Annotated in this window: 18 protein-coding genes; 3 read left to right on the top strand and 15 right to left on the bottom strand. The window is 60.5% G+C overall.

The genetic code is table 11. From position 1 onward, the window contains the following. Nucleotides 1–87: 87 nt before the first annotated feature. The 15 genes from JNB91_RS13225 to JNB91_RS13155 all read right to left on the bottom strand — a co-directional run bounded on the left by JNB91_RS13225 (nt 88) and on the right by JNB91_RS13155 (nt 17,552). Entirely contained in the window at nt 88–2,376 is a 2,289-nt protein-coding gene (locus JNB91_RS13225; protein ID WP_220325981.1) for a molybdopterin guanine dinucleotide-containing S/N-oxide reductase, read from the bottom strand. Nucleotides 2,377–2,423: 47 nt separating this feature from the next. After that, complete coding sequence (locus JNB91_RS13220) at nt 2,424–3,800, bottom strand: FAD-binding oxidoreductase (RefSeq protein ID WP_220325980.1); 1,377 nt, start codon at nt 3,798–3,800, stop codon at nt 2,424–2,426. Continuing rightward, on the bottom strand, nt 3,797–4,675 hold the full coding sequence (gene sseA / locus JNB91_RS13215; protein ID WP_220325979.1) for a 3-mercaptopyruvate sulfurtransferase: 879 nt from the start codon (nt 4,673–4,675) through the stop codon (nt 3,797–3,799). The genes JNB91_RS13220 and sseA overlap by 4 nt, the downstream gene beginning before the upstream one ends. Nucleotides 4,676–4,741: 66 nt before the next feature. Then, on the bottom strand, nt 4,742–5,344 hold the full coding sequence (locus JNB91_RS13210; protein ID WP_220325978.1) for a 2-hydroxychromene-2-carboxylate isomerase: 603 nt from the start codon (nt 5,342–5,344) through the stop codon (nt 4,742–4,744). Between the two features lie 13 nt (nt 5,345–5,357). Continuing rightward, nucleotides 5,358–5,927 (bottom strand): TetR/AcrR family transcriptional regulator, encoded by a 570-nt coding sequence (locus tag JNB91_RS13205; RefSeq protein WP_220325977.1) that lies wholly within the window; start codon nt 5,925–5,927, stop codon nt 5,358–5,360. Nucleotides 5,928–5,976: 49 nt separating this feature from the next. Beyond that, entirely contained in the window at nt 5,977–7,005 is a 1,029-nt protein-coding gene (locus tag JNB91_RS13200; RefSeq protein ID WP_220325976.1) for a ketopantoate reductase family protein, read from the bottom strand. Nucleotides 7,006–7,027: 22 nt separating this feature from the next. Next, a complete protein-coding gene (locus JNB91_RS13195) occupies nt 7,028–8,347 on the bottom strand; it encodes an NtaA/DmoA family FMN-dependent monooxygenase (RefSeq protein WP_220325975.1) in 1,320 nt (439 codons plus the stop codon). A gap of 23 nt (nt 8,348–8,370) precedes the next feature. Then, nucleotides 8,371–9,228 (bottom strand): ABC transporter ATP-binding protein, encoded by an 858-nt coding sequence (locus JNB91_RS13190; RefSeq protein ID WP_223218166.1) that lies wholly within the window; start codon nt 9,226–9,228, stop codon nt 8,371–8,373. Then, nucleotides 9,225–10,322 (bottom strand): FecCD family ABC transporter permease, encoded by a 1,098-nt coding sequence (locus JNB91_RS13185; protein ID WP_220325974.1) that lies wholly within the window; start codon nt 10,320–10,322, stop codon nt 9,225–9,227. The genes JNB91_RS13190 and JNB91_RS13185 overlap by 4 nt, the downstream gene beginning before the upstream one ends. 46 nt (nt 10,323–10,368) lie before the next feature. Continuing rightward, complete coding sequence (locus tag JNB91_RS13180) at nt 10,369–11,502, bottom strand: ABC transporter substrate-binding protein (protein ID WP_220325973.1); 1,134 nt, start codon at nt 11,500–11,502, stop codon at nt 10,369–10,371. 323 nt (nt 11,503–11,825) lie between these two features. Then, on the bottom strand, nt 11,826–12,425 hold the full coding sequence (locus JNB91_RS13175) for a histidine phosphatase family protein (protein WP_220325972.1): 600 nt from the start codon (nt 12,423–12,425) through the stop codon (nt 11,826–11,828). Further along, nucleotides 12,422–13,462 (bottom strand): ABC transporter ATP-binding protein, encoded by a 1,041-nt coding sequence (locus JNB91_RS13170; protein WP_220325971.1) that lies wholly within the window; start codon nt 13,460–13,462, stop codon nt 12,422–12,424. Before JNB91_RS13170 ends, JNB91_RS13175 begins: the two co-directional genes overlap by 4 nt. Nucleotides 13,463–13,472: 10 nt before the next feature. Further along, nucleotides 13,473–15,200: an ABC transporter permease gene (locus tag JNB91_RS13165; protein ID WP_220325970.1), complete on the bottom strand. Its 1,728-nt coding sequence runs from the start codon at nt 15,198–15,200 to the stop codon at nt 13,473–13,475. A 329-nt stretch (nt 15,201–15,529) separates the two neighbouring features. Further along, a complete protein-coding gene (locus JNB91_RS13160; protein WP_220325969.1) occupies nt 15,530–16,642 on the bottom strand; it encodes an ABC transporter substrate-binding protein in 1,113 nt (370 codons plus the stop codon). An 82-nt stretch (nt 16,643–16,724) separates the two neighbouring features. After that, nucleotides 16,725–17,552, bottom strand: coding sequence for a MurR/RpiR family transcriptional regulator (locus tag JNB91_RS13155; protein ID WP_346269321.1), 828 nt, complete (start codon nt 17,550–17,552; stop codon nt 16,725–16,727). Between the two features lie 366 nt (nt 17,553–17,918). Here JNB91_RS13155 and modA point away from each other — a divergent pair, with 366 nt between their 5' ends. From modA to modC, 3 genes are read left to right on the top strand one after another with little or no spacing between them, the layout of a single operon-like run. Beyond that, a complete protein-coding gene (gene modA / locus JNB91_RS13150) occupies nt 17,919–18,713 on the top strand; it encodes a molybdate ABC transporter substrate-binding protein (protein ID WP_220325967.1) in 795 nt (264 codons plus the stop codon). A 51-nt stretch (nt 18,714–18,764) separates the two neighbouring features. Further along, complete coding sequence (modB, locus tag JNB91_RS13145; protein WP_220325966.1) at nt 18,765–19,481, top strand: molybdate ABC transporter permease subunit; 717 nt, start codon at nt 18,765–18,767, stop codon at nt 19,479–19,481. Continuing rightward, nucleotides 19,478–20,539 (top strand): molybdenum ABC transporter ATP-binding protein, encoded by a 1,062-nt coding sequence (gene modC, locus JNB91_RS13140; RefSeq protein WP_220325965.1) that lies wholly within the window; start codon nt 19,478–19,480, stop codon nt 20,537–20,539. The genes modB and modC overlap by 4 nt, the downstream gene beginning before the upstream one ends. Nucleotides 20,540–20,543: the final 4 nt, after the last annotated feature.

Here is a 20,543-nt window from a genome sequence, read left to right as displayed (position 1 = left end):
TTTCTATCGGATTTGTGGATTATTTTGCTGCACTCTCTGACGAAGGTTAGGATTAGCTTTCCACCACCTTGCCCGCGCTGTTCCCGCCTATTGCGCGAAAGTCATACGGTCGAGGATCCGCACAGGCGGCAGCTCTCCTGCGTATCGTTCGGCTTCGACCGTCGTAATCTGTCCGGTGCAGCCCTGAGCCAGTTTCGAGGTGCCGATGTCACGCGTCAGTATGTTCGGGTTGCCATGAATGCACATGGCGTTTTCTGCGGACGCCTCGTGCGGTTCGAACCATGCTCCGGTTGCAAGCTGCATCACGCCCTGGCGCACATCCGCGCTGAGGACGGCAGCGGCAAGGCAACTGCCGCGCTCGTTGAACAGCCGCACGATATCGCCATCCGCGATGCCGCGCGCCTGCGCGTCGGCGGGATTGATGCGGACAGGCTCGCGGCCGCTTATCTTCGTCGAGCGGCTGAACGCACCATAATCGAGCTGGCTGTGCAGCCGCTGATGCGGCTGGTTGCAGACGAGATGCAGCGGATAGACATGGTTGGCTTCTATGCGCGCCGGATACCACCGCGGATGACCTGCGCAGTCGTCGTAACCGAAATCGTCGATCGTCTTTGAGAAAATCTCGATCCTGCCGGATGGCGTCGGCAATGGAGACGCTGACGGATCGTCGCGAAAGGCGCGCGCCGGGCCGCCTTCATCGGGCTTGAGCGGTAGACGCAATTCTCCCCGCTGCCAGAACGCTTCGAAATCAGGTGCATCGTATCCACCGGCGTCGAGCGCTGCCCGCGTGGTCTCGAAAAGATAAGACAGCCATTCCCGGCTCGTCCGGTTTTCGGTAAAACTCTCGAACTGTCCAAGCCGACGCGCGATCTCGGAAAAGATGTCATAGTCGTCACGCGCTTCGCCAACCGGCTCGATCAGCTTCTTCATCGCGATCATCAGATCGTCGCGGTCGGCGGCGCCGATGTCGTCACGCTCCAGCGTGGTCGTCGCCGGCAACACGATGTCGGCGTGGCGGGCGGTTGAAGTCCATGCGGTCTCGTGGACAATGATCGTTTCGGGACGGCGGAAGGCGGTGCGCAGCCTGTTCAGATCCTGATGATGATGGAACGGATTGCCGCCGACCCAGTAGACGAGCCGGATATCGGGATAGTGGAGCAACTGGCCGTTATAATGAAATCCGGCTCCCGGATTGAGCAGCATGTCGGCAATGCGGGCGACCGGAATGAAATCCGCTACGGCATTCCTGAATTGGCTGAGCGTCGGCAGTGGCGCCGCCAGCTGGCTTTTGCCGATATTGCCGAGCGCACCGAGCGAATAGGAATAACCGCCGCCATCCAGCCCCATCTGCCCGAGCATCGAGGCAAGCACGATGCCCATCCAGACGGGCTGCTCGCCATAATCGGCACGCTGCAGCGAGTGGCTGACGGTGATCAGCGTTCTCGAGCGCGCCATGGCGCGGGCGATTTCGCGGATCGTGCCGGCCTCGATCGAGCATATTTTCGCGGCCCACTCCGCGTCTTTCGGCTGGCCATCGCTGCGGCCGAGAAGATAGTTTTCGAAATGGTCGTAGCCGACCGTGTAGCGATCGAGAAAGCCGCGATCGTGAAGCCCCTCCGTGACCAGAACATGGGCAAGGCCCAGCATCAGTGCCACATCGGTCCCCGGCGTCATCGGTAGCCATTCGACCTCCAATCCGTGCGGAAAATCGTCCTTCAACGGGCTGACCGAGATGAAGCGCGCGCCGCGTGCCGCAGCACCTGACAGCTTCTGCCGCACGACGTGTTTGCTGATGCCGCCGCCATGCACGTCGGCATTCTTGATCGCCATGCCACCAAAGGCCATGACCAGCCCGGTGCTGCGCTCGATCGCATCCCAGGTCACGCTCTTGCGGTCGAACGTGTCGTAAGGTCCGAGCACGTGCGGGATGATGACGGAGGCCGCGCCGGAGCTGTAGGTATTGACCGATCGCACATAGCCGCCCAGCACATTGAGGAAGCGGTGAATCTGGCTCTGCGCGTGATGGAAGCGACCGGCGCTCGACCAGCCGTAGGAGCCGCCGAAGACGGCTTTCGCACCGTATTCGCCATACACCCGGCCGAGTTCCTTCGCCACGAGATCGAGCGCTTGGGGCCAGCCTATTTCCACATACTCGTCCATGCCGCGCATATCGGCATTGCCCGGCTTGCCCTCTAGCCAGCCGCGGCGTACCGCCGGCTGTCTCACACGTGCCGGACTGTCGGCCACCGCGGGCAGATTGCCGAGCAGCGGAGACGGATCGGGATCACCGGGATGTGGCAGAATTTCCAGCTTGCCGCCTTCATACCGCCCGGAAAAGGCGCCCCAATGCGAACTGTGAGGTTTGAAAGCATTCATCGCAATATCCCTGTGATCGGCATCATTCCAATAGTGTCTGCACCGAGCTAACTCGGCAAGACCTTGCCGGGGTTCATGATCCCGGCCGGATCGATCGCATCCTTGATCACGGCCATGAGGTCCACCGCATCGCCATGTTCTGCCCGCAGATATTTGATCTTGCCGGTACCGACACCATGCTCGCCGGTCGATGTTCCTCCGACCGAAATGGCATGTTCCACCATCTTGGAATTGATGGCCGCCACCTCGTCGAGTTCGGCCTGATTGGCTGGATCGACAGCGAAGACGACATGATAATTGCCGTCGCCGACATGGCCGAGAATAGCGGCGGGAACGCTGCAACCTGCAAGCAGTTCGCGCGTCTTCAGGATGCAGCCGCTCAATTGCGAAACGGGCACGCACACGTCCGACGACCAGCCCTTGGCATTTTCACGCTGAGAAACGACGGCATAGAAGGCGTTGTGGCGTGCCTTCCACAGGCGGTTCCGGTCTTCGGGAGCGTTGGCCCATTCGAAATCACGACCGCCATTCTCATCCACGATGGCGGCAACCATCTCCACCTGTTCCTGCACACCGGCTGGCGAGCCGTGGAATTCGAAGGCGAGCGTATCCTCGATCTTCAACGACAGGCTGGAATAGGCGTTGACGGCCTTTATCAGGCCCCGGTCCATCAGCTCCATACGGGCGACCGGAATGCCAAGCTGGACGACCTGAATGGCCGCAGCAACCGCCTGCTCGACGCTTTCGAACGAGCAGAGCGCAGCCGAGATCGTTTCCGGAATGCCGTAAAGTCGCAGCGTCACTTCGGTGATGATGCCGAGCGTACCTTCCGAGCCGACGAAAAGCCGCGTCAGATCATAACCTGCCGAGGATTTGCGTGCCCGGCCGCCGGTGCGGATGATGTTTCCATTCGGCAGGACAACCGTCAGTCCCAACACGTTTTCACGCATGGTTCCGTAGCGCACGGCATTGGTGCCCGATGCGCGGGTGGAAGCCATGCCGCCGATCGAGGCATTGGCACCCGGATCGATGGGGAAGAAAAGGCCGAGGTCGCGCAGATGCGTATTCAATTGTTCGCGGGTCACGCCCGCCTCAACGGTGCAATCGAGATCCTCGGCGCTGATGCGGGCAATATTCGCCATGCGCGAAAGGTCGATCGAAACACCGCCGCGCACCGCCGTCAGGTGCCCTTCGAGCGAGGTACCGGCACCGAAGGCGATGACAGGTACGGCTTCCGCGGCACACAGGCGGACGATTTCGGCCACTTCCTCGGTGGTTTCGGCAAAGATGACCGCATCCGGGATCGCCGGCGTATGGTGGGATTCACCGCGCCCATGCTGTTCGCGCAAGGCCTGCGACACGGAAAAACGATCGGCAAAGCGGTGGCTCAGCGTCTCGGAAAGCGAGGTGGGAAGGGCGCTCATTTCGCACCCTCGCGAGATGCCGGACCCGTATCGACGGGAGTATCTCCCGGCTGCCCCCATTCCGTCCACGCGCCGTCATAGATGGCGACATCGCCCTTGCCGATGAGATGCAGACCGAATGCCAGTGCGCCGGCAGTCACTCCCGAACCGCAGCTGGCAATAACCGGGGCGGACAGATCAAGCCCTGCCTTTTCGAAGGCGTCGCGGATCGTTGCGGTGTCGCGAAGTTCGCCGGTTTCCGGATCGGTCAGCGCATTGAACGGCAGGTTGAAACTTCCGGGGATGTGGCCGGAGCGAAGGCCCGGACGCGCCTCCTTCTCTTCCGCCGTGAAGCGGGCGGCGGAACGGGCATCGATCACCTGTTCGGCACTGCTTTTCAGATTAGCGAGCACGTCGGCTTTCGAACGCACGGCCGTCGCATTGAAGGTCGCGCGAAAGCTTCCCTTTGCGAAATGGGGGATCGCATCCGTGACCGGTCGGCCTTCCGCCAGCCATTTGCGCAGCCCGCCGTCGAGAACTGCAACTTTGTCGTGACCGAAGGTCCGCAGCGTCCACCAGACGCGACCTGCCGACATCAAACCGGGTGTGTCATAGACCACGACCACGCTGCTGTTCGATAACCCGAGGTCTGCCGCATGGGCCTCGAAAGCTTCGGCGGACGGCAGCATGTGGGGAAGCTCGGTATCGTGATCGGCGATCGCGTCGATATCGAAGAACCGGGCATTCTCGATGTGGCGCGCCTTGAAATCATCGGCGGCAATCGGCGTTACACCCGGCAGTTTGAAGGATCCGTCAAGGATGACGAGATCGGGGTGGTCGAGATGGGCGGCAAGCCAATCCGTGGAGACGAGCGGGCCCGGCAGGGAAAGAGACATGAACAACTCCGGAAATATGTTTGGAGAGGCAGCATGTCAGAGAAACACCGCCCTCTCCGGATGAGGTCAGGCGACCAGTTTCTCGCCCTTGAGATGGCGCTCCAGGAACGGCAGGCTGTCCTGCCCCCAATAGAGTTCGCCGTCATAGAGGAAGGTCGGCAGTCCGAAGACGCCAGCCGCCTTGGCGGTTTCGTAGCTGGCCTGACGGACAGCCTTAACCGCATCGCTCTGGCCTTTTTCGTCCAGAGCCGCGCCATCTAAACCTGCGGAATTCGCGATAGCCTGTCGAATATCGGCATTGCCGATATCTTCCCCGCGGCCCCAGAAAGCCTCCTGCAGCGCCAGCGTCAGTTTAAACCAGTCTTCGCCCGCCTCACTTGCGGCAACGACCATGGAACCGGCAGGCGCAGGATCGGACAGGGCAGCGCGATTGTCGAAACTGAGCAGCTTGCCGCGCAGTGCCGCCCAGCGCTTCAGGTCTTTCGTCCAGTAGGCGCGGCGCGCTTCCGGCCGGTTGCGCGAATAGATGCCGCCATTGTCCTCGATCAGTGGGATGACATGCGGGCGGATCGTCGCTCCGTACTCTTTTGCCAGGGCAGCAAAGGGCTCAAGGCCGATGAACGCCCAGGGAGAGCCGATGCTGAAGAAGTAGTCGATGGTCTTTGTCATGGTATGTATGCTTTCAGGAAGGCTGATTTGCGGGTGCCGTGGTATCGAAGACTGCGAGCGCGCAATCGCGCGCGACGAGGACGGCATTCGGATCGCGGTTGACCGCGACGGTGGCGAGCGCGCCCTCATAAAGCAGCGAAAGATGCGCGGCGGCCTGATCCGGCTGAGCGCCGGTTTTGGCGATGATGGCGGTGAATATGTCTTTCACCATCGTCTTGTGGGTTCTCGCGACCGTGACCACACGTTCCGAATCGCCATGTTCGGCAACGGCAAGCGCGAAGGCACAGCCACGAAACTCCGGGCTGTCGGCCTTTTCATGCAGGCGCTCGAAGATCAGCTTTATCTGGTCCCGCGGCGCCATCACCGCGTCCTGCACCTCACGCAGGGCGCGGATGACCCGGTCGTGACGTGCCTGCAGATAGGCGGCGACAAGGTGGTCCTTCGAAGGGAAATGCCGATAGAGCGTTGCCTTGGCAACATTGGCTTCCTCGATGATGCGATCGATCCCCACCGCCCTTATGCCTTCGCGATAAAAAAGCGCGCCGGCAGCGGTAAGGATCTGGTCTGATATGGCTTCTCTCATTGTTCCGCTTCGAATTGATCGTTTCGAGATCCATGACCGGTGATGCAGTTTAAATTGCGGCAGCAAGACCGGTCTGTCTTGTTGGTTCCGAGTTGTCGACGAGTGAGAGGATTACGTCAAGCGAAAGCGGAGCAGAGAAGCCACCTTTTTGAGCCAGCGTCCCCGCCAGTCGTTGGACGGCATCGTTATAGGGCGTCGCCACGCCATGAAGACGACCGAGCAAGACGATCTCGCCATTGAGAAAATCGACCTCGCTCGACGCGCCGCGCGTAAAACTTTGCCAGGTCGATTGTTGGCCCGGCTGGATGCCGCTGTTTTGCGCCGTCCCCCAGTTCGAGATATCGATGGTCCGCTCGGAGGGGGATGCAAGCCTGTAACCTGCAGCCTGCAACGCATGCCGCGCTTCATCTACCAAAGCGCCACCGATCTCATCCTTGACAGCCGTCGGCCCCTCGAACAGTTCGAGGGCGTTACGAACATTGTGAAGAAGCTTTGCCGATTTCCATCGGCGAATGTCGGCACTCGCCTCGGCGAGATATTCCGCACGATTGAGATCCAGAACGATACGGTCGCTTGTTTCATCTCGCCCGGACGGGAAACGACCAACGGTGACGATGCCCACATAGGGATCTCCACCGACAACGACCTTGCCGGTTTCTGTGAAACGCGCCGGCGTGAGTATGCTGGCCGCGTAGACGTGCGAGAATGTCCGAAGCGCCGCCTCCTCGGTGGCAAGGCCGTTCTGGAAGGTTACAACCGGCAGGCTCGCCGCAACGGGCAAGGAGGAACCGGTGACGTTTCTCCATGACCAGAGGGCCAGAGCGCTGACCGCATCCTGCGCTTTCACAGTGAGAAGCAGTATGTCGTCCGGTGTCAATTTCGGCGGTTCGGACAGATCGAAGGCGTTGAGGCTGATCTGCCTCACTCCCGATGGTCGCTGGTAGCTGAGCCCGTGTTGCCTGATATGGCCGATTTGTGCACCACGACCGACGAGAGCATAGTCGATGCCTGATTGTTCGAACTGGGCCGCAAGGCTTGCGCCTACTGCGCCGGCCCCGATTATAACGTAGCGTGTCATCTGATCTTCCTTGTCTTCCGGCTCACACGCCGAGGTTTTGCCGTAACGTCTCGTGCTGATAGTCGTGATGGAATATGCCGCGTCGCTGCAGTTCCGGGATCAGGTGATCCGTCACGGCGGAAAGCCCGAGTTCATATTTCAGCGTGAAAGCGAGGAAGTTGAAGCCATCCGTCGCACCACGCTCGTAACGATCCTGCAGCTGGTCGGCGACGTTCTCCACCGAGCCGATCGGGAACCAGTGACCGGCGCCGCTGGAGTGATAGATGATCAGGTCGCGCACGGTGCGCACCTTGCCGCTTTCGATGAGATCGCGGAACACGCCGAAGCGTGAGCGGCGTCCCTGAATATCTGCAGTCTGTGGCAGATCATCGACCAGGATTTCATCATCGAGATCGAGTTCGGCGAGATCGATCCCGCCGAACTGGCCGGCAAGCGACTTGCGTCCCTCTTCGAAGTCGATGTCGTCTATCACCTTCTGCCAGAAACGCTTTGCCTCTTCGTCCGTTGAACCGATGACCGGTGCGACGCCGGGCAGAATCTTGATCGAATCCGGCGAGCGGCCATAGGCGGAAGCACGCGCCTTGAAGTCGCGATAGAGATCGATCGACGGCTCCGTTTCCGTCAACCCCGTGGTGAAGATCACATCGGCAACGCGCGCGCCGAGTTGCCTGCCCTCGGTGGATGACCCCGCCTGAGCCAGGATCGGCCGGTCCTGTGGGCTGCGGGAAACGTTGAGCGGTCCCTGCACGGAAAAGTGCCGGCTGTTCCAGTCGATGCGATGAACTTTGCCCGCATCGACGACCTGCCGCCCCCGATCGTCATAGCTGACTGCATCCGGCTCCCAGCTTTCCCAAAGCGCCTGCACCACGCCGGCGAATTCCTCGGCGACGGCATAGCGGTCGTCATGGGCGGGAAGGGGCTTGCCGAAATTCTTCTCTCCCGCCGAGGATGTAACGAGGTTCCAACCTGCGCGCCCGCCGGAAATATGATCGAGCGACAGCACCTGGCGGGCGAGATTGTAGGGTTCGGTGAACGAGGTCGAGATCGAGCCGATCAGGCCGATGCGCGAGGTTTTCGCCGCCAGCGCACTCAGTAACGTGACCGGCTCCAGCCCCGGCTTCGGTGCTGTCTCGCTGGTGACGAGCGCATCTGCCAGGAAGATCGTGTGGATCTTGCCGCGCTCGGCCTGTTGCGCCTGCTCGATATAGGCGTCGATGTCGAGAAGGTTGTCGGTCGGGCCATCACGCCCCTTTTTCTTTGCCTGTCCCGTTCCACCCAGCAGAAGTCCAAGCACCAGTCCCTGGCCGCGTTCGCTCTGGCGGCCCGCCCATTTGTTCGTCATCTTGGTTATCCTCGAAAAGAATATCAGGCTGTTGCATATTCGCGCTGTGTCACCGGGCGATGCTCCCTGATGGGACCGGATGATCCGCTTTGCAGGCCGAGCTGGGCATGACCATGCTCGGAAAGGGGATGGACCTGGACGAAACCCTTGTGGACCGACAATTCCACATCCACCCCATAGACGCGCTTGATCAGCTCCGGTGAATAGACGTCGGCAGGTCGTCCTTCAGCGATGATCACACCATCCTGGAGAAACACCACGCGATCGGTGAAACGCGCCGCCTGATTGAGGTCGTGGATGGCAATCACTGCGGCAACATTGTTCTTGCGCGTCACGTCGCGTGCCACTTCCAGCGTCTGCCACTGGTAGCGGATATCAAGTGCGCTGGTTGGCTCGTCGAGAAGCAGGATTTCTGGATCCTGGGCCAGAGCCCGGGCGATCAGCACACGCTGGCCCTGTCCGCCGGAAAGCTCTGTCACGGCTCGGTCGCCCAGTTCATCAAGGCCCATCCGCTGCATGGCCGCATCGACATGCGCCCAGTCCTCGTCACGCGGGCGGGTGCCGAAATAGGGTGTGCGTCCCAGCAGAACCGCTTCACGAATATCGAGCCCGAAGGAAAGCCCGATGGACTGCGGCACATAGGCGACGATCTTGGCAAGGTCCTTGCGCGGAAGCTTCGTCAGGTCGGTGCCGCCGTTCCAGGTGATCGTGCCTTTCGTCTGGCTGTTGATCCCGGCAATGGTCTTGATCAGCGTCGACTTGCCGGAGCCGTTGGAGCCGAGAAGGCCGATGAGTTCGCCTTTTTCGACGGTCAGGTTGGCGCCTTTGACGACCTGTCTTTTGCCATAGCCAACTTCGAGTGAGGAAATCTGGAGGGTCATTCGATTGCCTTTTGTCGAGTGAGGATGAGGTAGAGGAAGATCGGTGCGCCGACCAAGGCATCGATGATGCCGACAGGTATGACGCCCGGATTGATGACCAGCCTGCCGACGGCATCGGCAATGACGAGAAGCAGCGCGCCGATGATGGCCGAAAACGCGATGAGAAAACGATGGTTGGCACCTACCACCAGCCGCGCGATATGCGGCGCGACCAGCCCGACGAAGCCGATGATCCCGGTAAAGGCGATCGTGACGGCAGTCAGCGTCGCAGCGATTGCAATCGTCTGAAGCCGTACCTGCGAGACGGCGACGCCGAGGCTTTTGGCGGAATCATCACCGGCGAAGGCAATGGCATTCAAGGCGCTGCTGCGGAAGCGGATATAGGGAAAGGCAAGTGCTAGGAGCACAAAGAGCGCAAGAACCTGATACCAGGCCGAATTGTTGACCGAGCCCCAGGTCCAGCGGACGATGGCGGCAAGTACTTCATCCTCGGCAAAATACTGGATGCAGGCGGTCAGGGCTCCGAAAAGCTGAGAGAGCGCGATGCCGACGAGGATGAGCGTCGTCGCGTGCAGCTGTCTGGCTGAAGCAAGTGAAAGTACCAAAGCCGTATTGAGAAACGAAAAGAGAAGTGCGCCGATGACCAGCGATATCGCCGCACTTCCCGCCGTCGCACCGAAGAGAACGATGGCAAGTGAAGCGCCGAAAGCGGCAGCCGGCGCGATGCCGAGCGTATAGGGGCTGACCAGTGGATTGCGCAGCAGGCCCTGGAACAGGACGCCCGCAACAGCCAGCGCCGCCCCGCCGAGGATTGCCAGAAGAACACGCGGCAGGCGCAGCTCCCAGATGACATTGTGCTTGAGCAGCGTGGCGCGATCGGTCGGGGTTGTTCCGGCGATCTTGGACCAGAATGTCTCCAGTACATCGAGAAGCGTAGCGCCCGATGTGCCGATCCGGATACCGATCAGTGCGGTGATGATGACCGCCGCAAAGCCGATGGTTATCGCCAGTTTCTGGCTGGTGTAATGGTCCGTCTGTGGTTTCGAGCCGGTGGGGGCAATGGGGTGCAGGGGGTCCGAATGCACTGAGCTCATTGTCTCTCTCGTGTTGTTTTGAAAGGCTTCGATGATGCGGCGCAGGCTAGCCGCCGAGCTTGTAGGCGTAATCGGCTACCGGCCTCGTCTCGACGCCCTGCGCCTGAAGCCACCTGGAAAAATAGGTGTCGATCTCGACGTCTTCGAAGCGATCGGGGTGCAACCACTTGGCGACAGCCAGAGCGCCGATCTGTTTGCCGAGTGCGGAGAAGAAGAAATTGTTGATGACGAAGACGTTCTTGTCCTCTACCGCCTTGATCGAGTTCCAGCCCGGACGATCCACGACCCTATGTGCCTGTTCTGCGAGCAGTTCCTGATCCCAGGGCGCGTAACCGGAGGCCTGTCCATCGACGCCGTTGTGAATGATCACATCCGGATTGCGATTGATGATCTCGACCGGGTCGACCGTGTAGGTGTGCACCGAGGCGCTGCCGGTATTGGCGATCGCGATGTCGCCGAAAATATTCTTGCCGCCGCCGAGCACGATCGTGTCGTGCCAACCGGAGCCGGGAAGCGAGGTGACAAAATCGGCGTTGTTTTCGAAGAATACGGTCTTCGGCTCGACGCCTTTCAGTCGCTCGGCGAGAAGCTTTTCGATATCGTCGTAAAGAGCCGCAAGATCGGCTGCGCCTTTCTCCGCGCCGAAGATCTTGCCGATGTTCGGTAATTGCGCCCTTAGGACCTTCGGGTCCCAGGTGCTGACGACAACGACCTCAATGCCGAAAGGTTTAAGCTTCTCGACCGCATCCTGCCAAGGCGCGTTGCGGCGGGTGAAAAAGACTTCCGCACCGGACGCGGCGATCGTTTCCCAGTTCGGGCTGTTGAAGTTGCCTGCATCCGGAAGGCCGGCGAACTTGGCGAAATAGTCTTTGTTCGCCGTGTTCTTGTCAGGGTTGGATGTCTGGTCGATGGAGACGATCTTGTCCGCGGCGCCGATCGCCCGCACAATTTCGGTCTGATACCAGAGGTCGGTATAGACCGCTTTTACAGGCGCCTTGAGGGTGACCTCGCGCCCAAGCTCGTCCGTGATTGTTATTGTCTGCTGTTCGGCGGCTTCAGCGCTTGCGACAGAGCCAATGTCTATGCCGGCTAATAAGAGGCTACCTGTCACCGACCCCAAGAGAGCGAGTGCGTGGCGGCGGCCGAGATGATGCTTGGATGAAAAAACTGATCTGGTCATTCAGGTCCCCTGGCGGCTCTGTGCGAGGGCAATCGGACCGATGTCCAACTGCATGGGGGAAGCCTAGTCAGCGTGATCAGATACAGAAAGACTGGTCTTTCTAATTCTACTGAATTTATAGAAAATATGTTCCGCTACGATATCGAGGCCCAAAAGATCTTTGAAACAATGGCTTATCTGGCTCCAATCCGGATGGTGGAGCTTCTACGCAGGATGAAGCAATCACGACCGGTCCATAGGTCATGACTTTACCTCCATTGAGGAGCGGGATGTTAAACCCGCCTCATTCGCGTTCATGCGCTCGTAGATCCTGAAAGACCTACTCAGTCCGGCGCGTTGATTTCCGGCGCAAATGTCGTTGCGTTGAACACTTCCAGCCGCGGCTCGTCCTTCGGGAAAGCAAGGATCGTCAGGCTTGCCGGGCCGACTGGAATGATACGCGCCGGTGCCAGTCCCAACACGCCGTCGAGCGCAGCGCGAATGACGCCGCCATGGCAGACCAACAATACCGTTTCAGCGTCCGCGGTGATTGCCCTGTCGAGCGCCTTGCCGACACGGGTGCGAAAATCAGCCCAGATCTCGCCATTCTCCGGCGCAAACGTGCCGGCGCGCCAGCCTGCATAGGCACCCGGAGCATCGGCCATCAGCTGGGCGATTTCCATGCCCGTCCATGCTCCGACATTCTGTTCGCGCAAGAGCGGCTCATGCACCGCATCTTCATGGCCAAGAAGAGCTGCGGTGTTTGCCGCGCGCTTGAGGTCCGAAGTCATCACCAGACCGGGGTTGAAACTCGCCACCATTGGGGCCAATGCGCTCGCCTGTTCTCTGCCACGGGCTGAGAGTTCGATATCGGCCTGTCCCTGTAGCCGACGGATGGCGTTCCATTCGCTTTCGCCGTGGCGGACCAGAAGGATGCGTTTCATGAAATGCGTGTTCCCTGTTTATCAAAAATTGCGGCCGGGGCGGATGGAAAACGGAAGCGCAATCTGCCCGAGGGGCGAGCGACCTGATCGGAGACGGCGGTGACCCGGATGCCGTTGACGATGCCGGTCACCAGAAAGCGGCCGGCCATCGGCACGACCTCGGCCAGGATCGCCTCGAACGTGTGCGGTCCATCCTCATCGGCAAGCTTGATCTGCTCGGCGCGAACCATGGCGTGGCCGGAGTAATCCCGTAGCAGCGGATTGGGCATGGTGCCGAACCAGTTTCCGTTTTCGATCGGGATCAGGTTGGCCGCCGGTGTGCCGACAAAGCCGGCCACAAAGGCCGAGGCCGGTTCAGCAAGCAGCCTGTCCGGCGCGTCGAACTGTTCGATCCGGCCATTGTTCATCACCGCCACATGGGTCGCCATGGTCATCGCCTCGACCTGGTCGTGGGTCACGTAGACGGCGGTAGCACCTGTCGCGGCGTGAACTTTCAAAAGTTCGAAGCGCATTTCCACACGCAGCGTCGCATCGAGATTGGAGAGCGGCTCGTCGAACAGCATCACCTTCGGGCGCGGCGCGATCATGCGGGCAAGTGCCACGCGCTGCTGCTGGCCGCCGGAAATTTCACCGGGATAACGGTTGGCAAGCTTTTCGATGCTGAGCATTTCCATCGCTTCCAGCACACGGGCGCGCCGTTCTTCCGTCGATAGTTTCGCTACCTTCAACGGCCACTCGATATTGCCGGCCACCGTCATGTGCGGCCACAGCGCATAGGACTGGAAAACAAGGCCGGCATTACGGTCTGCAGGCGGCAGCGAAAGCCCCCTAATGCCATCGGCCACCAGCGTATCGCCGAACTGCATTTTGCCCGATGTCGGCTGGTCGAGCCCGGCCAGCATGCGCAGCATCGTGCTTTTGCCGCAGCCGGAGGGCCCAAGCAACACGAGAAACGAGCCTTCCGGCACCGAAAAGCTGACATCGGAAACGGCGTTGGATGTGCCGAAGGATTTTGTGATCTTGTCGAGGGAAATCACGGGGTCTGCCTCAGGTAAAGGACTGGCGACGGCGGCCGCGCAGAAGCGTGGCGGCACCGGTGGCCAGCATGGAAATGATCAGGATGACCAGCGTCACCGCATTGGCGAACTGATGGAACCCATCGGATGCATAGGAATAGGATAAGACGGCCAGAAGCGGCGAGGTCGGCGTGTAGAGAAGGATGGTGATCGCCAGATCGCCGATGACATTGACGAAAGTGATCAGCAATCCGGCGGCGAGGCCACGGGCCGCCAGCGGCAGCGTGATGGCGCCGAGCCTGCGGAAGAAACCGGCACCGGTCATCTTCGCGGCCTCGTCTATATCGCCGGAGATCTGTGAGACCGTTGCGCGTCCCGTCTGCACCGCAAAGGGCAGCATGGCGGCGGTCAGTGCCAGGGCGAGCAGCAGTTTGGTGCCGTAAAGCGCCGGCAGCGGGCCGATCGGCGCGCCGTAAAGCGCGATATAGGCCGCCGCAAAGGCGATGCCGGGCAAAAGCATGGGCAGAAAGCTGAGCTGCGAAACGAGGTTGCTCAGCACCGGCACCTTCTGGCGGGTAAGAGCGACGGCAATCAGGATGCCGACGATATTGGCGGCAAGTGCCACCGAAGCACCAAGGATCAGCGTCGTCGTCAGCGCCGACAGAAGCTGCGGATTGTGAAAGATGCCGGGCTGGCCACGGGCAAAGGCCGGGTCGGCATCGCCGATCCAGTAATGCAACGTCCAGTCGGAAAAGAGCGCGAGCGACGACGGGGCGAGACTGGCCGCAACCAGCAGCAGGATCGGCAGAATGGTGGTGAGAATGCAGATCGCCCATGCGGCCAGAGCCAGCGGCAGGCGTGCGCCGCCGAGTGCGAAGCGGCGCGGCTTTGCCCCCTTGCCGCCGATCGTCGCAAAGCTGCGGCGGCCGGAAAGCATGCGGTTGCCGAGGCCGAGGAAAATCGCCGAAATGCCGATCAGCAGGATGGCGAGCACATAACCACGCTCGGTCTGGCCGATCTCGATCATGCCGAACAGGCGGGTGGAGAGCGTCTGCATGCGCACCGGCAGGCCGAGAAGTGCAGGGGCAGCAAAGTTGGAAACGGCGCCGGCAAAGGCGAGCGAGCCACCGGCGATGATGGCAGGCGTGACGACCGGCAATACAATGCCGAACAGGATACGTTTGCGCGAGGCACCGGTCATCTGCGCGGCTTCCACGAGGTCGCCGTTGACGGTGGCCAATGCTGCGGCAATGACGGTGAAGGCCAGCGCATAATAATGGGCGATCAGCACGATGATCGTCGGCGTCATGCCCCAGGACAGCCAGTCAGGCACGGAAAAGCCCAACCCTTCCAGGAGGCCGCCGCCACCGCCGACGCGACCGTTGCGAAACACCGTGCCCCAGGCAAGCGCTGTAGCAAAGCTCGGGATCATGAAGGGCAATGTCGCCATGAAAGCAATGGCGGGACGACCCGGCACGTCGGTCATGACAACCAGCCAGGCCAGAAAACCACCCAGCAGCACGCAGCCGGCGGCGACGCCGAGGCCGATGATCATCGTGTTGATGGTCGGACGCCAGAACAGGTTCTGCGACAGGCGGCTCGCCAGCACATCGCCCCAGGCGGCAGACGATGGATAGAGCGTCTGGACAAGGATCGTCGCAAGCGGTGCCGCCACCAGCACGACGAGCGCCAGTGCCACCGCAAGTGTCAGGCCGCGTTTGTTGAGTGCTGAACCGATCGGCCCGAGCAGGGTAGTCATATCGTACTCCGGATGACGAGGGCAGAGTGTTGCCGCTCGCCAGAATGTGCTGTTTGTGTATGAATCCTCGGGTCAAGCCCGAGGATGACGATCTTGAAAGTGTGTGCTGGCTTCAAGGGCCCCTCATCCTGGGGCGCAGGACGAGGTGAGGTCGGCGCTTTAGCCTGAGGAATGACACCAGTCGCGAGGCGTTCGCTGAAATGCTCAACGCTTACCCCAACCTCCGTCATCCTCGGGCTTGACCCGAGGATCCAGACACAAGCGCCTCAGCACCGTGTCTGGAGACGATGGAAACAGACGAACAGACCACCCATCTCCAACCCCAACCATCACTGCAGAGCGAGAATGAAATCCGCCACCTCGGCCCGGATCTTTGCGGTCTCTTCCGGAGCCATCTGCCAGCCCTTGAAGTCGGCAAGCGGAATGGCATCCTTGTGCGGCTTGATGTCGGAACGGGTCGCCCAGTCGCCGGCCACGTAGAAGGGCTTGAAGCCGTCACCACCGGTTTCCGTCTCGTCACCCATCATGAAATCGACGGCAAGGCGTGCAGCGGCAGGGCTTGCCGGTTTCGGGTTGAGCGCCAGCAGAGCCGGGAAAACGATGCCGTTAGCCGGTGCCACGTCGTTTGCCACCTGCAGCGCCCAGCCTTCGTCCTCGTTGTCGCGACGGTCGGAATAGCTGGTGAAGCCGATTGGCGGCTTTTCCTGACCCTTGGCGCCGATGGCCTTGTTCACGTCGTCGGTCGAGCCGACCAGAACGAGATCATTGGCAAACAGGTCGGTGATGAACTGCTGGCCGGCATTTTCATTGCCGTCGGTCAGTTCGATCTTCTTGCCGAAGGCGGCTTCGTAGGCCGTTGCCATCTCGTCGGATTTCAGCACGATCTCGGTCATCAGGTCCAGGTAATCGCCGCGCTGCAGCGGATCGACCATGATCACGCGGCCTTTCCACTCCGGCTTGGTCAGATCCCAGAGGTTCTTGACTGGCGAGCCGTCTGGATGGGCTTCCTCGTTGTACATCAGTACCTTGGTGGACAGACGCTGGGCCAGAAGCGGTGATTTGAACTGGTCTGCAAGATCGCCTGCAACGCGCGGCGGCACGTAAGGGGCAACCAGCTTGTTGGCAAAAAGCTCGGTCAGCACGACCGGAGCGTCGGAAATGTAGATCACGTCGGCACCCGGCAAGCCGGCCTGCGCCTCGCTCTTGATGCGGGCGATCTGCTCTGTGGAGGACATGTCGAAGGTCACCATATCGATGCCCGGATAAGCGGCTTCAAAAGCCTTTTCGACGCGGCCGATACGGCTGGTGAAGGCGTAAACCGTTACCTTGCCCTCCTGCTTGGCCTGCGGCAGCAGGTCGGCGGCGGATTTGGTATCAAGGTCTTGCGCAAAGGCGGCAGTGGTCATCAGAAATGCAGCGGTTGCGGTCAGGATGCGGCGCATGGACGTGGCTCCGTTGTTGGGTTCGGAGTGTCCTGTAAGGTGTTCTTGCTACAGTTTTATGACGTGCAAGTTTTCTTGCAGGTCAGCCTTCGAATTTTGCAATCAGCTCGCCCAAGCGGTCGAGTGTAGCAAGCGCATCCGGGCCTCTGCGTTCCGCCAGCGCCAGAATGACGGCATTGCAGATCGCCATGGGTACGGTGAGGGTCTGAAAACTGTCCGGCATGCCGGCACGGGGGGCGGAAAGAAGGACGTCAGGGCTTGGGCTAAGCGATGGGCCGATCGTGCCGGATACCACGATCGTGCGCGCCTTCGTTTCAGCCGCCACCTGCATCAGCCTCTGATAATCCGGTGGCTGGCGGCGAAATGCAAAGAGGAGGAGGGCGTCGTCGGACGAGAGCGTCAACATCTGTTCGGCGAGATCGCGCGGACTGCCGGAAAGTGGATGGCTGTCTATGCCAAGGCGCCGCAATCGCCGCTCCATCAGCACGGACAGAACCTCGGCGTTACCATGGCCGTAGATGAACACGCGCCGGCAATCGAGCTTTTCTGCCGCTTCGAGAATGCGTGCATCGGAAATATGGTCGGTCATCGCCGTCAGCGCAGAAAGCTCGCTCGCCACCAGCAGCGGCAGAAAGCCTTTGGCGCGGGCATCGTTCAGCGTTGCGGAAATACGCTCGGCGGGGTCTGCAACTTTCAGGAACTCGTGGCGCAGTCCATCGCGGAATTCGGCATAGGAAGTGAAACCCAGCTTGCGTGCGAGACGCGAAGTTGTTGCTTCGTGCACGCCGATCCGAGCTGCGAACTCGCTGGATGTGCCAATCGCCACATCACGCGGTGCCCGCAGAAGTTCGGAAATCAGCTTCTGCTCGGTCAAGGTCAGGCTGCCAGCTATCGCTTGCACGCGTTCCACTATTGTTTTCCGAGAGTCAATTTTCGACATGGTGGCTCCGCACGCTTTGGCTCCACCTTTCGGCTATCGCGACAAGGCAACAAAATCAACACGGCTGGAAGGAGCAGTAAGGTAGCCATTGATGTCATCGGTTGCCGATCTCGAATTTGGACGCATTTCATGCGCGACCGGAGCCGAACTGGACCGCATTCTCCAAAAAACTTCACGACTTCTGCCACGAAAGCCATGCAGCGCGAGACCCACATGCGGCAATTGACAGCATGATTGTCGGTGATTTTCATTATATCCGGCAGAACATAACGCTGGCCAAACGGACTGCTATCGATATATTTCGATCAATATTTCGCATATCGAGGGAGTCTCACAATGAAGTTTGTCGATCGTCGCTGGATCAACAGGGCGGTGACAGCGGCCGCATTTGCCTTTGTCGTCGTCGGATCAGCCGTCGTGCCGGCCGCCGCACAGGAAAAAGTGACAGTTTTCGCTGCCGCCAGCATGAAGAACGCGCTCGATGCGGCCAATAAGGCCTGGAGTGCTGAAGCGGGCAAGGAAGTGACAGCTTCCTACGCCGCAAGCTCGGCGCTTGCCAAGCAGATCGAGGCCGGCGCACCGGCAGACATCTTCATCTCGGCTGATCTCGACTGGATGAAATACGTCTCCGACAAGAAGCTGGTGAAGGAAGACACCAAATCCAACTGGCTTGGTAACCGCATCGTGCTGGTCGCACCGAAGGAAAATGCCAGGCCGGTCGATATCAGCCAAGGCTTCGATCTCGCCAGCCTTCTGAATGGCGGCAAGCTTGCCATGGGCGCGCCGGACAGCGTTCCGGCCGGTAAATACGGCAAGGCTGCACTCGAAAAGCTCGGCACCTGGGCGTCGGTCGAAAAGAGCGTTGCCGGTGCCGAAAGCGTGCGCGCCGCACTCGCACTCGTCTCTCGCGGTGAAGCGCCTTACGGCATCGTCTACGCGACCGATGCCGCTGCCGATCCGGGTGTTGCTGTCGTCGGCACCTTCCCGGAAGAAAGCCATGCGCCGATCATCTATCCGATCGCCATCCTGTCGGAATCCAAGGCCCCGGATGCGAACGCCTATCTCGAATATCTGAAGTCCGCCAAAGCCGCCCCCTTCTTCGAGAAGGAAGGTTTTACGGTTCTGAAGTAACATCTTGAGCGACAGGAAATCGCGGCCTCCGCTTCAGCGGAGGCCGTTTTCATGCGGAGTGGATCATTGGACTGGCTGATATTGAGCGATGAGGAATGGGTGGCGATCAGGCTTAGTCTGTGGGTCTCCAGCATTGCCATGATCGTCAGCCTGCCCTTCGGCATCATTACTGCCTATCTCCTGGCGCGCGGAAAATTCTGGGGCAAGTCGATCCTCAACGGCATCGTCCATCTGCCATTGATCCTGCCGCCGGTCGTTACCGGTTTCATCCTGCTTGTGCTTTTCGGCCGTCGCGGCGTCATAGGCTCTTTCCTCAACGAATATCTCGGCATCGTTCTCTCCTTCCGCTGGACAGGGGCTGCGCTTGCTTGCGGCGTCATGGGCTTTCCGCTGATGGTGCGCTCCATCCGCCTGTCGATTGAGAGCGTCGATCGCAAGCTGGAGGAAGCCGCCGGAACGCTCGGTGCAAGCCCCGCCTGGGTGTTCCTCACCGTCACGCTGCCGCTGATCCTGCCCGGCATCATCGCAGGCATGATCCTCGCATTTGCCAAGGCGATGGGTGAATTCGGCGCAACGATCACCTTCGTCTCCAACATTCCGGGCGAGACGCAGACGCTGTCGGCTGCCATCTACACCTTCACCCAGGTGCCTGGCGGCGATCTCGGAGCGATGCGCCTCACCATTGTCGCGATCGCCATTTCCTTTGCCGCATTGCTCGCCTCGGAACTGCTGGCCCATGTCGTCGGAAAAAGGGTGAGCCCGCAATGACCCTTCTTGTCGAAGCAAAACAGAAACTTGGCGCCTTTTCGCTCGATGCAGGCTTTTCATCCGAAGGTGGCGTCACCGCGCTCTTCGGCCGTTCGGGTTCCGGCAAGACATCGATGGTCCGGATCATTGCGGGACTGGCAAGACCCGATCACGGGCGTCTGGTGGTCGATGGCGAAGTGCTCGTCGATACGCAAAGGCGCATCTTCGTGCCGAAGCACAAGCGGCGCTTCGGGTATGTCTTTCAGGAAGGCCGGCTTTTCCCGCATCTCTCGGTTCGCCAAAACCTCACCTATGGGCGCTGGTTCGCGCCGAAGATTGCACAGTCAGCCGAGTTCGACCGCATCGTCGATATGCTTGGCATCGATGCGCTGCTGGATCGCCGCCCCGGCGGGCTGTCCGGCGGGGAAAAGCAGCGCGTGGCAATCGGCCGTGCCCTGCTCTCGGCACCGCGCCTGCTGTTGATGGATGAGCCGCTTGCCGCGCTTGATGAGGCCCGCAAGGCCGAAATACTTCCCTATCTGCAACGGCTGCGCGACGGGATGGCAACGCCGATTGTTTATGTCAGCCATTCGGTCGCGGAAGTGGCGCAGCTGGCCGACAAGGTTGTGATGATGACGGACGGCCGGGTCGAAGCGACCGGAACGCCGTCCGAAATTCTCTCCCTGCCGTCCACCGACCGGCGAGAGGCCGGTTCCGTACTATCCGGCATAGTCCAGATGGTAGACCCTGCGCACGGGCTTTCAACGGTCAGCCTTTCGGCGGCCGGCATGACCGTGCCGACAGCCCGGCTGGTCACCCGACAGAACGTGCGTATCCATATTCCCGAACGGGATGTAATGGTCGCGACGATCCGCCCGGAAGGCCTGAGCGCGCTCAACATAATCGAAGGTCATGTGTCGGCAATCGAGACAGATGGCGAGGGAATGGCGCGTGTCCATATCCGGGCCGGTGACGATATCGTGCTTGCCCGTATCACCACGCTCTCGGTCGAGCGTTTGCAGCTTGCCATTGGCAAATCCGTCTTCGCGGTCATCAAAACGGTCGCTCTGGAGCGATAGGATA

This window comes from Aliirhizobium wenxiniae, from assembly GCF_019511445.1.
Classification (GTDB): domain Bacteria; phylum Pseudomonadota; class Alphaproteobacteria; order Rhizobiales; family Rhizobiaceae; genus Neorhizobium; species Neorhizobium wenxiniae_A.
The sequence above is the reverse complement of the archived record's forward strand: the minus strand, read 5'-3'. Positions and strand labels throughout refer to the sequence as shown.